This window comes from Owariibacterium komagatae, assembly GCF_045865535.1.
GTDB lineage: Bacteria > Bacillota > Clostridia > Oscillospirales > Ruminococcaceae > Ruthenibacterium > Ruthenibacterium komagatae.
Map to the genome: position 1 here is coordinate 1,509,329 of NZ_AP031406.1, position 13,954 is coordinate 1,523,282.

The following is a 13,954-nucleotide window of genomic DNA, read 5'->3' on the forward strand; positions in this document are numbered from 1 at the left end:
AAGCCAACAGCCGAGCGCGTACACCAGAAGGTGTGCGCGCTTTTTCTATGTCGGGAAATGCAGATTTCTGTTATTTCCCGTTAGGACAAGCCAGCCGCGTTGCAGGGGGCCGCCGTCCGTCTGGATTTCTTCCCGAAATTCAGACGAAACGGAGGTACACAGCGTGGACGCTGGTAAAAAGAAAATATGGGTTCGCGGCCAATTTGTCGAGGTCACGGACGAAGTATATACCGCTTATATGCGGGGCGACCGAAAAATGCGCTACTTTGAGGCGGATCTGAAAAGCGAGCGCCCGGTTTACGGCAGCAACGGCGAAATCAAACAGGTTCTCCCCAGTCGGGAGGATTCCCTGGACAGGCTCATGGAAGAAAATGCCCGCCAGTTTGCCGCTGCTGCGGAGAGCGTGGAGGATGTAGTGATCCGAAAACTTGCGGTGGACAAGCTACATACCGCGCTTATGCAGCTTACCAAAGAAGAACGGGATTTCATTTGTGCCCTGTTCTTTGACGAGAAAACAGAAAGCGAAGTGGCAAAGGGCCTGGGCGTTTCCCAGCAGGCCGTCCACAAGCGGAAAAACCGGATACTCAAAAAGCTGAAAAACTTTTTTGAGTAAATAGGGTTGTTAGACCTCTCACTCAACGGCAAATAGAGTGAGAGGTCTTTTTTATCTCTCCCGGAACTTTGACAACTGCATACCCATTCATCAGGCACATTCCCGCTGCTTTGGCGAAAGCCAAAGCCCAGGCGGCTGCTGCGCGGCGATCTGCCGGAAGAAAACAACGAGACACCACCGAAAAAGAAAATGCAGGTCTTTGGTTTGTTCTTCCCAGCAAGGAGCGAGAAACAGCAGGCTGTCAGTACCGGATGGCTCCCGGTACGGCCATGACCGGCAGCGGGGACAATGATACTCCCGTCCAGCCTAACGTCCGAGCGTTGAAGCGGCTCTATTTTGCCGTGATCCGTCGCAGGCAATGGGGGCGGTTGCGTGAGAACCACGCGAGGGGTGAGATTCCCCGTGGAGCTGGCCAGCCGCCAGCCGTTTGATGACTTCCCACCCGGTGCTTCGGGGCGTCGAGGACAAATAGGAGCACCTTTGAAATACGGGCCGTACAGCAGGACGGGCCAATGAAAACAGGAGAATGGTTTTATCTCTCCCCGGCCTTCATTCTGTTCTGCTGCGCGGCCTCTACATAGGCGGCCCATGCCGCCTAATTTTTCAAAGGGAGGTCATAAGACATGAACAGGACATATCTGCGCGGCGATATGTACTATGCCGATCTGGGCCGGGGAATCGGCTCCGAGCAGGAAGGCTATCGCCCCGTCCTTATTCTTCAGAACAACACGGGGAACAAATACAGCCCCACCGTCATTGTGGCGGCCATTTCCAGCAAAGTGGACGCCAAGGCCAAGCTGCCCACCCACTATCTTCTCCAGGCGGAAAACGGGCTGGAACTGCCTTCTCTCGTTCTTTTGGAACAGCTCCGCACGATTGACAAGAAACGGCTGGGCGCGTACATTGGACGTCTGGAGGAAAAGCATATCCGCAAAATCAACCACGCCCTGGCGGTCAGCGTGGGGCTGATTGAGGAAGTTCCCGAAAACTTAATCATGTGCCTTTGCCCGGCCTGTGCCAATAATTTCTACGGCACAGGCTCTTATTATTTGCGCAGGGTTCACCCCGAACGGGTGGAAAAGGACATCTGCACCTACTGCGGTCAGCGGCCCGGCTTTGACTATGAGGTTGTGCGCCGGAATGGGCACGACAATGGAAAAGGAGGGCTGCGATGATGAATTACCCGGACGTTCCTATCTGGGAAAAATATACCTTAACCATTGAGGAGGCAGCCCGTTATTTCCGTATTGGGGAAAAGAAACTCCGAAAGCTGGCGGAGGAAAACCCGGACGCAAGCTGGCTCATTATGAACGGCAACCGTGTCCAAATCAAACGCCGTCAGTTTGAAAAGGTAATAGACTCTCTCGATGTGATCTGAAATCGCACATTTGCACCGGGCCGTGATTGCGGTATAATATGGATGTATCTCGTATCAAGGCTCATTCCGGGGCGGAAAGGAGCTGCATACTATGTCAGAAAAACGGCGCGATAACAGAGGCCGCATTTTAAGAACCGGAGAGAGCCAGAGAAAAGACGGGAGATACGCATTTAAGTACACGGACGCATACGGGAAGCCCCAATTTGTCTATGCCTGGAAACTGGTGCCCACAGACAAAACGCCTGCGGGCAAGCGGGATGATAAATCCCTGCGGGAGAAAGAAAAGGAAATCCGCAGGGATATAGACGACGGGATCGACACCATTGGCAAAAAGATAACGGTATGCCAGCTCTACGCCAAGCACACCGCATTGAAAAAGAATGTCAAGTACGGCACCGAAAAGGCCCGAAAAAACTTTCTGAAGCTGCTGGGTGACGATCCCCTCGGTTCCCAAAGCATTGAAGATGTGAAGCCGTCCGACGCCAAAGCCTGGGCCATCCGCATGAGCGAGAAAGGGTACAGCTACCAGACCATAAAAAACCACCAGCGCTCCTTGCTGGCGGCCTTTTACACGGCGGTGGAGGACAACTACATCCGAAAAAATCCTTTCCGGTTTGCCATGAACACGGTGATTGAGGATGACCGGGAGGAAAAAATCATCCTTACCCCAGAACAGGAAGAAAGCCTCATTGCCTTTGCACAGGGCGACCCGGTTTATTCCAAGTATGCGGATGAACTCATCATCCTCTCAGAGACGGGTGTGCGGATTTCAGAGCTTTGCGGTTTCACCACTCACCTGGATTTCAAAAACCGTGCCATCCTGGTAGACCACCAGCTTTTGCGCGACGCTGAAATAGGCTTCTATATTGAAACGCCGAAAACCAAAAGCGGCGTCCGGCAGCTCCACATGAGCGAGAAAGCCTACGAAGCCTTCCGGCGCATACTCAAACGGCGCGGCAAGGTGGAGACGATCACGGTGGATGGCTACACGGATTTCCTGTTCCTCAACCGGGACGGTTTACCCAAGACGGCGGCCAACTACAATGCCATGATTAAAGGGCTTGTGAAGAAGTATAACAAGCTCCATAAGGAGCAGCTTCCCAAAATCACAGCCCACACTTTCCGGCATAATTTCTGTACGAGGATGGCCAATGCCGGTATGAACCCCAAAGCCTTGCAGTACATCATGGGCCATGCGAACATCACCATGACATTAGGCTATTACGCCCATGCGTCCTTTGAATCGGCCAAGGCCGAGATGGAGCGTATCGAGGCTGAAAAGGCAGCGCCAGCCTCAATAGCTGCGTAGTAGTAAAGGCCAGGTTTACTACCCCTCTACTACTTTTAGCGGCAATTTCATGCCGGGACTTGCCACTATATGCGTATTGTTCTCCCATAAAGCAAATGGCGAAAAAGCCCATAAATACAGGCTTTGCCGCCATTTGCCGAGTTACATAGGGTTAGGTCTAAAAATTGTTTCGAGATTAAATTAAAATTTATGCAAAGACGCCGCAAAATGAAATTCAGCTTATTTTATCATGGATTTTTCACCCTGTAAATCCATCCAAAGTATGAGTTACGATGGATCGATCGCTCCATCGCATATTTTAGAATTGTTTTTCCTCTCAAAATTTATTTTTTCTATGTGCAGTTCATAAATCGGGTGCGAGCGGCTCCTTTACATTTTTAAGAAGGCGCCACAGCGTGGAACGGCTGATTCCCAACTGCCGCGCAGCGGCGGAATGATTCCCGTTGTTTGCAGCCACTGCCGCACGCACCGCATCCAGTGTGATCTGGTCCAGCGTGCGATGATCCGTTCCGCCGGCGGGCGTTCCGGGTGCACACAGCGCGCGCTGCTTATCCAGCAGTTCCGCCACAGAGCTTCCCCGAATGTACGAAGAGGTGGCCAGCGTGGCAAGCTCCAGCAGGACCTGTTTGAACTGCGTATAATTGTTGGGCCAGCGATAACGGATCAGCAATTCCGTGGCGTGCGGTGTAAACCCGATCAGCTCTCTGCCCAGCTCCTGATTCAGGCTGCCCAGGTACAAGCTGGCCAACGAGGGAATTTCGTCCGCACGGGTGCGCAACGCCGGCAGACGCAGCGACAGGCAGCCCACCCGGTTCACAAAGTCCTGCCCGGTGGGCGAAAGCGGCGTACCCTCGGCACAGGAGCAGGAGAAAATCAGCCGTTCCCGCCGGGCCAGGTCCGTCTCAATGATCTGGGATAAAAGTGTTGCTGCCCTTCGGTCCGACAGTGCGTCCAGATGCTGAAAATACACAGTCCCGCCCATATCATTCAAGGGAGATGCGGCATGGTTGAGCAGAAAGTCCCAGCTTTTTTCATCCGCCAGGGCACAGTCTACCTCCACAAAGGGTTCGTTGCGCCGCGAACCTCGCAGATACAGAGCCCGCGCAATCTGCTGCTTTCCGGTTCCCGTTTCGCCTACAATCATGATGGGCTGGCGCGCCTCGGCAATGGCATTCAGTCGGGGCTCCAGTTCCCCCATCGCGCCGCTGATGCTGTAAAAACTGCTCATGAACAGCTGGCTGCACTCCGCCTGATTCAGTGTTCGGATGCCGGTTCTCTCGGAACGCAGCGGGATCTGCGAGGGATTGCAGCGGAACAAAAACATTTCTTCACGGTTCAGCGTCAGCCGTTCGGCGCTGATGCGGTACAGCAAACCACCCGCCCAGTGATAAAAATGAAGCGCACCGGTGCGGGGAATCTCGCGCATGCGCGCGTGCAAAAGCGCGCCCAGTTCGTGGTCCGGTTCCCGCGGTGCTGCATAATAATATGTTCCGTCGGCGCGCAATACCACAACAAATCCCTTTTCAGGCTGGGCAATGCGGCGCAAAAGCTGATTTTCCCGCCGCATCCGGCGGGAGTTTCTTCCCTGCTCCACGGCCTGTTCCAATGCGGTGTGAAGGCTCTCCGCCCCGGATGTGATCAAAAAAGCATCAAATCCCATGCGGCGGGCAATGGTGTGTGTGACCATATCGCCGATCACCATACGATATCCGCCCTTCTGCAGACGCTGTAAAGTGGTCTCCACTTCCTCCGTGCTGTGGACCGTGAGAATGTCCAGCTCATACCGCAGCAAATCGCAGAGCGTATGGGCAGCCTCTGTGATGTCCGGAAAACCGACGATGGCATACAGATTGGAGTAACTCTGCGCCAGCCGAATGGTCCGCAGCACATCATAAACGGACAGCTGAATGGAAATCACCGGCAAATCGGTCGTCTCCCGAATCAGGGTGGCTGTTCCGCCGCGGGAAATGATTGCGTCGTACCCTGCATCCACCGTGCGGCGCACAATATCCGCACCCTGCTGCAAATCTCCTGTATAAACGTCCAGTTCCACGTCCGGCAGATTTTCCGCCGTTCGGCGCATTGCATCCAGCATGCCCTCATAGGGGGCGATTCCCAAAATTCGCAGCGGTTCAGCAGCGGCACCCATCACTTTTCCTCCCAACAGTCAAATAACATTTTCTTCATTGTAGCAAAATGAATCAGTTTTGTCGATGAGCCTTTCCTTTCATCCATGCCGTGGTCACAATCAAGAAGCAATTTGATACAGTCAGTTCCTGGACAATTTGTTTTATTCTTATATTAATAAACTATTCGGATAGTATTTTGAGCAAATTAACGGGTTCACTCAAAGCTGCCAAGCTGCGATACATTTTTTACCGTTTCGAGCATGTGCCTGACATTTTGCATAAAAATCTAATCTTTTTATGCGCACAACGTGTCATAATAAAACAATATTCGTCATCCGACTCGTAAACCGTTTTATTTTCAAACATACTTTTAAAAATATTTTTTAAAAAATCAAAAATATGTATCATTTTGAATCAGTTTTTGATTTTCCTGGCCTGTCAAACCGCTCGACGTACCTGCTACAATGAAGACGATGAAAAACGCCCGAGAGAGGATGAGAACATGCTCCGCTTACTGATGATTGCAGATGATTTTACCGGCGCGCTGGACACCGGCGTTCAGCTGGCGCGTCATGGTGCACGCACGCTTGTGGTGACGGATGCCGGGGCAGATCTGCGCGGAATTGACACCGATGTGGAAGTTCTGGTCATGGATGCGGAAACACGCCATCTGCCCTCCCTGCAGGCGCACGAAATCGTGGCCCGCATTGTGGCGCAGGGCGTGGAGAGAAACATCCCCTACATTTATAAAAAAACCGACTCGGCCCTGCGGGGAAACATCGGCGCCGAACTCAGCGCCGCACTGGAAGCATCCGGTGTCCGGCAGTTGTTTTTCTTTCCGGCGCTGCCCGGCATGAACCGGCAGACGGTAGACGGCGTGCATTATATTGACGGCGTTCCGGTGGCACAAAGCGTTTTCGGCGCAGACCCCTTCGAGCCGGTGACCGAATCTCGGGTGACAGAGCTGATTGCACAGCAAAGTGATGTGCCCGCGCACTCTTTTCCGCCGTTGGAGACAGCCGGTCCCCTTCCTTCGCAAGAGGGAATTTTGATTTTTGATGCGCAGACAGAAATGCAGCTGCGCACTGCCGGCCAGCGTTTGCTGGATGCGGGCCGGCTGAAGGTGATGGCCGGCTGTGCCGGATTTGCGGCGGTTCTGCCCGATTTGCTGAAGCTGGGCGACGGACATCCGCCCGCACTTCCCCTCTTGGACAAACGCCTTCTGGTTCTGTGCGGAAGCGTGAACCCCATTACGCTGGCACAGCTGGATGCCGCAGAACGCGCGGGATTCACGCATCTGCGCATGACCGCCGAGCAGAAGCTGGAGCCGAATTATTGGGATACCGAACCGGGACGCCTTCAACTGGAAGAGTGGACCCGGATCATGGCAGCGGGCGGCCACTGCATTCTGGACAGCAACGGAGTGGACGGAAGCGCCGCCACCGATGCCTACGCTGCCCGGCACGGCTGGAGCTGCTGCGACATTCGGACGCGAGTCTCCCGCTCGCTGGGACGTGTGCTGAAAAAACTGGGAGAAGTGGAAGGCACGCTGTTGATCACCGGTGGCGATACGCTGCTGCAGTGTATGCACCAGATCGGCGTCACGGAGCTGCAGCCTCTGGGGGAACTGGCCAGCGGCGTGGTGCTCTCCCGCTTTGTACTGGACGGCAGCCCGCGCTTTGTCATTTCCAAATCCGGCGGCTTCGGTCCCCCGGACCTGCTGTTACATCTGACTGATTTCCTGGCGGCGCAACGCTGACCGCTCATACCAAGGAGGAACGACTATGACCTATCCCACACTGCCGACCCTCGCATGGGACGGCGCCGTTTATCATAACCCGCTCATGAATACGGACGAGGCTCTGCTGCCCACGGGCGGCTACCCCACGGCCCACGCCCCTGCCATGCTGGAACTTCCCAACGGCGATTTGCTCTGCTGCTGGTTTGCAGGCACCTACGAAGGCAGCGCCGACATTCACATTGTCTGCTCCCGCCTGCCCAAGGGTGCGCTCGCCTGGGAGGCCCCGGTGGAAGTCTCCGGCGACCCCGCCCGCAGTGAACAGAATCCCTCACTGTTTTTCGGTCCCGACGGTGCTGTATGGTGCATGTACACCGCGCAGCTGGACCGACAGGCCGGCAAGGACAACATGCAGTTCACTTCCCAGATCCGCTGCCAGAAAAGCACCGACGGCGGCCGGACCTGGAGCGCTTATGAAACCGTATTTCCCCGGGAAGGCAGTTTCTGCCGGCAGCCCATTCAGGTGCTGCACAACGGCCGCTGGATCTTCGCCAACTGGTTGTGCACCGACTCGGCAGAAGGGCTGTCCGGAGACCCCACGGTGTTCCAGATCTCCGACGATCAGGGCAAAACCTGGCGCCAGGTGGAGATGCCCCAAAGCCGGGGCCGCGTTCACGCCAATGTGGTGGAGCTGGACAACGGGCACCTGGCGGCCTTTATGCGCAGCCGGGAAGCGGATTTCATCTACCGCTCTGAATCGTTTGACTGGGGTGACAGCTGGTCTGCACCGACGGCCACGCCCATTCCCAACAACAACTCTTCCATCAGCGCCCTTCGTCTGAACAGCGGGCGCATTGCCATCGCCTGCAACCCCACCTGCACCCCGGACCCTGTGCCCGGCAAGGCCGCATGGCCCGGTCTGCGCTGCCCGGTGTCCGTGGCTCTGTCCGAGGACGGCGGAAAGACCTTTCCCCTGATTCGCTGGATGGAGCGGGGCGAAGGCTTCATGGGCGAGGAAAACCGCACCAACAATCAGCAGTATGAATACCCGTACCTGATGCAGTCCACAGACGGCGCGCTGCATCTGGCCTATGCCGCGCACACGCGCAAAGGCATCAAATACATGCGTTTCACCGAAGCGGACGTCATGGGTGCCAAGCGCGAGCGCGTGGGCCTGTACAATCCTACCGCCGCCCAAAGCCGCTGAACGAAAGGAGATTTTTATGCTCACCTCTTACAATCTGAAAATGCCTCACGCCGTATACGGCGGAGAGAACGCCATGGACAACATCACCGCCATTCTGCGCACCTGCGGCGCTCGCCGGGTGGCCCTGTTCACCGACAAAGGCATTGAACAATGCGGGCTGTTCGCCCTGCCCGAAGCCGCCGTCCAGGCCGCTGGCATTCCCTACGATGTGTTGGATGATCTTCCCGCCGAACCCAGTTACACCGACGTGCAGAACATGGTGGACCAGTTCAAGCACAGCGGCGCCGATTTCATTGTGGCCTGTGGCGGCGGCAGCGTAATGGACGCAGCCAAGCTGGCCAGCGTGCTGGTCACCGATGAGTACGGCGTCAAGGAGCTGCTGGATCAGCCGGGCCGCGCCAAAAAATGTGTGCCCATCCTTCTGATTCCCACTACCGCCGGCACAGGGGCCGAAGTTACGCCCAACGCCATTGTGGCCGTGCCCGAGCGCGCGCTGAAAGTAGGCATTGTCAATGAAAATATGATCGCCGATTACGTCATTCTGGACGCGCGGATGATTAAAAATCTTCCCCGCTCCATTGCGGCGGCCACCGGTGTGGACGCTTTGGCCCACTGCATCGAATGTTTTACTTCCAACAAGGCCAATCCCTTCAGCGATCTCTATGCTCTGGAAGGCCTGGACCTGATTTTGAACAACATCGAAAAAGCCTGCGACGACCCCGAAGCCATGGAAGAGAAAAACCGCATGCAGATCGCCGCTTACTACGGCGGCCTCGCCATTACTGCGTCAGGCACCACGGCTGTTCATGCGCTGAGCTATCCGCTGGGCGGCAAATACCACATCGCCCACGGCGTTTCCAACGCGATTCTTCTGGCGCCGGTGATGCGCTTCAATGAGCCCGCCTGCCGGGAACGGTTTGCTCTGGTGTACGACCACTGCTGCCACGACGGCAGCGCCCTGAAGACTGCCGAGGAAAAATCGGCCTGGGTCATTGCGCGGCTGGAGCACATTGTACGCCATCTGGACATTCCCACCAGCCTGGAGAGCTTCGGCGTTCCGGCCGGAGATCTGGAAGCTCTGGTAGAGGCCGGCATGCAGGTGCAGCGCCTGCTGGTAAACAATCCGCGGCCTGTCACCGCCGATGATGCACGGGCGCTGTACCGTCAGATTTTGTGAGGAGGAACCCATCATGAAACAAGTTGAAATCAAAGGCATCATCCCCCCGATCCTCACGCCCATGAACCCCGATGAAACAGTCAATACCACCGAGCTGCGTGCGCAGGTGGACCGCATGATTGAAAACGGCTGCCACGCCCTGTTTCCCTTCGGCACCAACGGCGAAGGATATATTCTCACCGCAGCGGAAAAACAGCTGGTACTGGAGACCGTGATCGAACAAGCGGCCGGCCGGGTGCCGGTATACGCTGGAACGGGCTGCATCTCCACCCGTGAGACCATCGAGCAGAGCCGCATGGCGCAGCGTGCCGGAGCCGACGTTCTGTCCATCATTACACCCAGTTTCGCAGCGGCCAGCCAAGAGGAGTTGTACCGCCATTACGCGACCGTAGCCGAGGCGGTGGACATGCCCATTGTTTTGTACAACATTCCCGCCCGCACCGGCAACGCCCTGGCACCTGCCACGGTGGCGCGGCTTGCCCAGATCGAAAACATTGTGGGAGCCAAGGACTCCAGCGGCAACTTTGCCAACCTTCTGGCCTACATCGACGCGGGCAAAACAAAAACCAACGGCCGTTTCAGCGTGCTGTCCGGCAACGACCAGCTGATCATCTGGACGCTGCTGGCGGGCGGCACCGGCGGTATTGCGGGCTGCGCCAACGTCTATCCCCACACGATGGCGTCCATCTACAATCTGTTTGTGCAGGGCAAAGTGGACGAGGCCATCGCGGCCAATGCCAGTATCGCTTCTTTCCGCGCCTGTTTCAAATACGGCAACCCCAACACCATTGTAAAAACAGCTGTGGCCCTGCTGGGCTACAACGTGGGCCCCTGCCGCGCTCCCTTCAACTATGTGCCGGAAGAGGGCATCGAGGCGCTGAAAAAAGTTCTGGCGGAGAACGCAGAAAAAGGAATGCACTGATTGGGAAAGGCGGAGCAACATGAATCAGAAACCCATCATCGGAATCACCATGGGCGACCCTGCGGGCAACGGCCCTGAAATCACTGTAAAGGCACTGGCCCACGCGGAGCTGTACGACCGGTGCCGGCCCATCGTCGTGGGAGACGCAAAAATGATCGAGCAGGCCGCAGGCTTTGTCGGCCGGCCGGACATGCGCGTACACCGTTGCCAGAAGGTAGCCGACGCACAGTTCACACCCGGTGTGATCGACGTGCTTCACCTGGACCTGATCCGGGACCCGGCCCGCTTTGCCATCGGCCAGGTCAGCATTGAGGGCGGAAACGCCGCCTTCCAGTGCGTTCGCAAAGTCATTGAACTGGCCATGGCCGGCGAGGTGGACGCCACGTGCACCAATGCGCTGAACAAAGAGGCCATGAACAAGGCCCTTGAGGCGGCCGGCGGCGCCAACTCGGACGGGTACACACACTTTGACGGACACACCGAGATCTACGCCACTTACACACACACCAAAAAATACACCATGATGCTGGCCCATCACGACTTGCGGGTGGTACACGTTTCCACCCACTGCTCGTTGCGGGAAGCCTGTGACCGGGTCAAAAAAGCCCGGGTGCTGGAAGTGATCGAAATTGCTCACAAAGCCTGCCGGGACATGGGCATTGCATCGCCCCGGGTAGCGGTGGCCGGGCTGAACCCCCACTGCGGCGAAAACGGGTTGTTCGGCACCGAGGAGATTGAAGAGATCAAACCCGCCATTGAGGCGGCCCGCGCCGAAGGAATCGACGCCATCGGCCCCTGTCCGCCGGACAGCGTGTTTTCGGAAGCACTGGGCGGATGGTACGACATCGTGGTGTGCATGTACCACGACCAGGGACACATTCCTCTGAAAACCGTGGGCTTTGTCTACGATCGGGAGGCCAAAAGCTGGAAGGCAGTGGAGGGCGTGAACGTCACGCTGGGCCTGCCCATCATTCGAACCAGCGTGGACCACGGAACCGGCTTTGCCCTAGCGGGCAAAGGCACCAGCAACGAACTGAGCCTGGTGAACGCCATTGATTACGCGGTGCGCATGGCACTGGGAAGCGCGCCTCAAAACGAATCCGAAAAATAAGGGAGGAGAACATCTTGTACATTCCACCGAAAGTCAAACCCCTGTGCCCGCCGGAACAGCCGCCCCGCTTTGAAGATGTGGTCTATGCCGAAACTACGCTGGACAACGGTGAAGCCTACACCCTGCGCCTGGACATTTATCAGGATGCACAGCAGACCGAACCCGGCCCCTGCATCGTCTACTATTTCGGCGGCGGCTGGATGTGGGGCGAGTACAAGCAGAAAACCCAGAAAGCCGTTTACTGCCGTGACCTTGTGCGGCTGACCAAACAGGGCTACACCATCGTGTGCCCGGACTATCGTCTGGTGAGCCAGGCCGTTTTCCCTGCATGCATTCATGACAGCAAAGCGGTGATCCGCTTTTTGAAAGCCCATGCCGCGCAGTATCACATCGATCCCCAGCGCATCGGCGTACTGGGCAATTCTGCCGGGGCGCACCTGGCTGCCATGGTGGCCATGAGCGCTGGACACCCCGAACTGGAAGGAACCGTGGGCGGAAACCTGGACCAGTCCAGTTCCGTACGGGCTGCGTGCCTGTTCTACACCCCGGCCGATCTGGAGCAGTCCCTGCGGGAAGCTGCCGCCAACCTGACCGGCGAACCCAAGGACCTGACCGGCACCGAGATCGAAAACGTGGGCAACGACAAGGCGGGCATTGTGCCTGCGCTGATCGTGGGTTATACCGGGCCGGGCCGCACCATGCAGTCTCTGGCATCCGTGCTGGAGCGCGGCGACCCCACCGATCCCGACTGGCATTTCATTGAACTGACGCGCCAGTGCAGCCCCATTCATTATGCCTCTGCGGACAACCCGCCCATCTGCCTGTTCCACGGCGGTCGGGACCCCATCGTTCCCCTGTCTCAGAGCGAAGCGCTTTACAAAGCGTTGCTGGCCGCGGGTGCGGATGCGACCTTTGTCTCCTATTCCTTCGGCGGACACGGCCCCTCTCTGGGCGAGCAGGTGGACCAGTTCGCTTACCGGTTCCTGACGGACCGGCTGTAACCGTGTATCTTCCGGATGTACTGCGCTGTGGGCGCTGACATAAAATGAGAGAGGAGTTTTTCGCATGACCATCCAAATGACTATCGCTTTGGCAATCGTCGTTCTCATGATCGTCATGATCATGTCCGACAAATTTTCCTTTGGCGCACCGCCGCTCGTCGCGTGCTGCCTGATGGTACTTACGGGCGTTTCCACCATTGAACGCGCTTTTTGCGGCTTTGTCGACTCCAACGTCATCATGATCGCCGGCTTTATGGCGGTGATGGCCGGCCTGCAGAAGACCAGCCTGATGAGCCGGATCAAATCCCTGCTTTCCGATCTGGCCGGCAAGGGCGGTTTCAAGGCATACGTACTGCTTCTGATTGTTGTTATGCTGGGCGCCAGCGTAATGGGCAACACCACCGGTTATTACATGCTGGTTCTGACCATTGTGGCTTCCATCCCCTACAACAAAAACCTGCCCAACTCCAAGCTGCTGATGCCGCTGGGCTTCGCCACCGGCCGCGCTCTGATCCCGGTCAGCGTCGCATTCTTCATGGGACTGGCCAGCTCCCTGCTGGAAAGCTCCAACTATGAAAACACCATTTCCATGGCGCAGTTCTCCATTATGATGTTCATCATGTCCGTCGGCTACCTGCTCTGGGCGCTGATCGCCTATCGCTTTTTGCCGGATCACGACGTGTCTCAGGGTGCCAACTCCATCTCTGAGAACGAAGAAAGTGCCGCTCCCGCATTGCCCAAATGGAAAGAGTACTGCACCTACGGCGCGTTCCTGGTATCCGTGGCCGCCATGTTCCTGCTGGATACCCTGGGCCAGGCCGGCTATATCCTGCCCTGCCTTGCCACCGCGTTCCTGTGCCTGATCGGCGTGTTCAACTTCAAGGAAGTGCGCGCCAACGTCTTCTCTCCGCTGATTCTGATGATGGCCAGCGTCATCGGCGTCGCAGGTGCTCTGGCTGACACCGGCTTCACCGCCATGGTGGGCGAGGCGGTCGCCAACGCCATGGGCGGCAACGTCAACCCCTTTGTTCTGGTGCTGGTGTTCTGCCTGCTGACCAGCGCATGCGCCACTTTGACCGGCGCCAGCATCGGCGCACTGTTCATCTTTGCGCCCATCGGCATCGCCACCTGCATGAGCCTGGGCCTGAATCCCACCGGCCTGGCAGCTGCCATGACCGCGGCGGCCTGGGGCGGCGGCTTCCTGCCCATCGACGGCCTGCCCGCCATGATCCTGGGCATGGGCAAATACAAACTGTCCCAGTTCTTCAAATTTGCGCTGCCCATGTATTTCATTCAAATTCTCGCTTTGGCCATCGGCGCCATGGTCGCGTTCCCCATGTAATGAACCCCGCCGTGCCGGAGCCCTTTG

12 protein-coding genes are annotated in these 13,954 nt (G+C 57.0%); 11 read left to right on the top strand and 1 reads right to left on the bottom strand.

Going from position 1 to position 13,954, the window contains the following annotated elements; genetic code table 11:
- Nucleotides 1-163: 163 nt before the first annotated feature.
- The 4 genes from ACKTS9_RS07475 to ACKTS9_RS07490 all read left to right on the top strand — a co-directional run bounded on the left by ACKTS9_RS07475 (nt 164) and on the right by ACKTS9_RS07490 (nt 3,300).
- Entirely contained in the window at nt 164-613 is a 450-nt protein-coding gene (locus tag ACKTS9_RS07475; protein ID WP_064786939.1) for an RNA polymerase sigma factor, read from the top strand.
- 623 nt (nt 614-1,236) lie between these two features.
- Entirely contained in the window at nt 1,237-1,788 is a 552-nt protein-coding gene (locus tag ACKTS9_RS07480; protein ID WP_064786937.1) for a type II toxin-antitoxin system PemK/MazF family toxin, read from the top strand.
- On the top strand, nt 1,788-1,991 hold the full coding sequence (locus ACKTS9_RS07485) for an excisionase (protein ID WP_055271141.1): 204 nt from the start codon (nt 1,788-1,790) through the stop codon (nt 1,989-1,991). The genes ACKTS9_RS07480 and ACKTS9_RS07485 overlap by 1 nt, the downstream gene beginning before the upstream one ends.
- 91 nt (nt 1,992-2,082) lie before the next feature.
- The gene (locus tag ACKTS9_RS07490) at nt 2,083-3,300 is read left to right on the top strand and encodes a tyrosine-type recombinase/integrase (protein ID WP_055271143.1); all 1,218 of its coding nucleotides are present in this window, start codon (nt 2,083-2,085) and stop codon (nt 3,298-3,300) included.
- A gap of 343 nt (nt 3,301-3,643) precedes the next feature.
- Here the strand turns inward: ACKTS9_RS07490 and ACKTS9_RS07495 are convergent, their stop codons facing one another.
- A complete protein-coding gene (locus tag ACKTS9_RS07495) occupies nt 3,644-5,449 on the bottom strand; it encodes a PrpR N-terminal domain-containing protein (RefSeq protein ID WP_349216693.1) in 1,806 nt (601 codons plus the stop codon).
- Nucleotides 5,450-5,931: 482 nt separating this feature from the next.
- Between ACKTS9_RS07495 and ACKTS9_RS07500 the strand changes: the two genes are divergently transcribed.
- The 7 genes from ACKTS9_RS07500 (at nt 5,932) to ACKTS9_RS07530 (ending at nt 13,927) form a co-directional block, all read left to right on the top strand.
- Nucleotides 5,932-7,188: a four-carbon acid sugar kinase family protein gene (locus ACKTS9_RS07500; RefSeq protein WP_407879917.1), complete on the top strand. Its 1,257-nt coding sequence runs from the start codon at nt 5,932-5,934 to the stop codon at nt 7,186-7,188.
- Nucleotides 7,189-7,213: 25 nt separating this feature from the next.
- Nucleotides 7,214-8,374 (top strand): sialidase family protein, encoded by a 1,161-nt coding sequence (locus tag ACKTS9_RS07505; protein WP_349216691.1) that lies wholly within the window; start codon nt 7,214-7,216, stop codon nt 8,372-8,374.
- Nucleotides 8,375-8,390: 16 nt separating this feature from the next.
- On the top strand, nt 8,391-9,551 hold the full coding sequence (locus ACKTS9_RS07510) for an iron-containing alcohol dehydrogenase (protein WP_407879920.1): 1,161 nt from the start codon (nt 8,391-8,393) through the stop codon (nt 9,549-9,551).
- 13 nt (nt 9,552-9,564) lie between these two features.
- A complete protein-coding gene (gene dapA / locus ACKTS9_RS07515; protein WP_407879922.1) occupies nt 9,565-10,473 on the top strand; it encodes a 4-hydroxy-tetrahydrodipicolinate synthase in 909 nt (302 codons plus the stop codon).
- Nucleotides 10,474-10,492: 19 nt separating this feature from the next.
- Complete coding sequence (pdxA, locus tag ACKTS9_RS07520; RefSeq protein ID WP_407879924.1) at nt 10,493-11,584, top strand: 4-hydroxythreonine-4-phosphate dehydrogenase PdxA; 1,092 nt, start codon at nt 10,493-10,495, stop codon at nt 11,582-11,584.
- A 14-nt stretch (nt 11,585-11,598) separates the two neighbouring features.
- Entirely contained in the window at nt 11,599-12,585 is a 987-nt protein-coding gene (locus ACKTS9_RS07525) for an alpha/beta fold hydrolase (RefSeq protein ID WP_407879926.1), read from the top strand.
- 64 nt (nt 12,586-12,649) lie between these two features.
- Nucleotides 12,650-13,927, top strand: a complete 1,278-nt coding sequence (locus ACKTS9_RS07530; protein WP_349215158.1) for an SLC13 family permease — start codon at nt 12,650-12,652, stop codon at nt 13,925-13,927.
- The last annotated feature ends 27 nt before the right edge of the window (nt 13,928-13,954 follow it).

Coding starts and splice junctions, on each gene's coding strand:
- ACKTS9_RS07480 (WP_064786937.1), top strand. CDS start 1,237: ATGAACAGGACATATCTGCGCGGCGATATGTACTATGCCGATCTGGGC.
- ACKTS9_RS07490 (WP_055271143.1), top strand. CDS start 2,083: ATGTCAGAAAAACGGCGCGATAACAGAGGCCGCATTTTAAGAACCGGA.
- ACKTS9_RS07495 (WP_349216693.1), bottom strand. CDS start 5,449: ATGGGTGCCGCTGCTGAACCGCTGCGAATTTTGGGAATCGCCCCCTAT.
- ACKTS9_RS07485 (WP_055271141.1), top strand. CDS start 1,788: ATGAATTACCCGGACGTTCCTATCTGGGAAAAATATACCTTAACCATT.
- dapA (WP_407879922.1), top strand. CDS start 9,565: ATGAAACAAGTTGAAATCAAAGGCATCATCCCCCCGATCCTCACGCCC.
- ACKTS9_RS07510 (WP_407879920.1), top strand. CDS start 8,391: ATGCTCACCTCTTACAATCTGAAAATGCCTCACGCCGTATACGGCGGA.
- ACKTS9_RS07505 (WP_349216691.1), top strand. CDS start 7,214: ATGACCTATCCCACACTGCCGACCCTCGCATGGGACGGCGCCGTTTAT.
- ACKTS9_RS07530 (WP_349215158.1), top strand. CDS start 12,650: ATGACCATCCAAATGACTATCGCTTTGGCAATCGTCGTTCTCATGATC.
- ACKTS9_RS07500 (WP_407879917.1), top strand. CDS start 5,932: ATGCTCCGCTTACTGATGATTGCAGATGATTTTACCGGCGCGCTGGAC.
- pdxA (WP_407879924.1), top strand. CDS start 10,493: ATGAATCAGAAACCCATCATCGGAATCACCATGGGCGACCCTGCGGGC.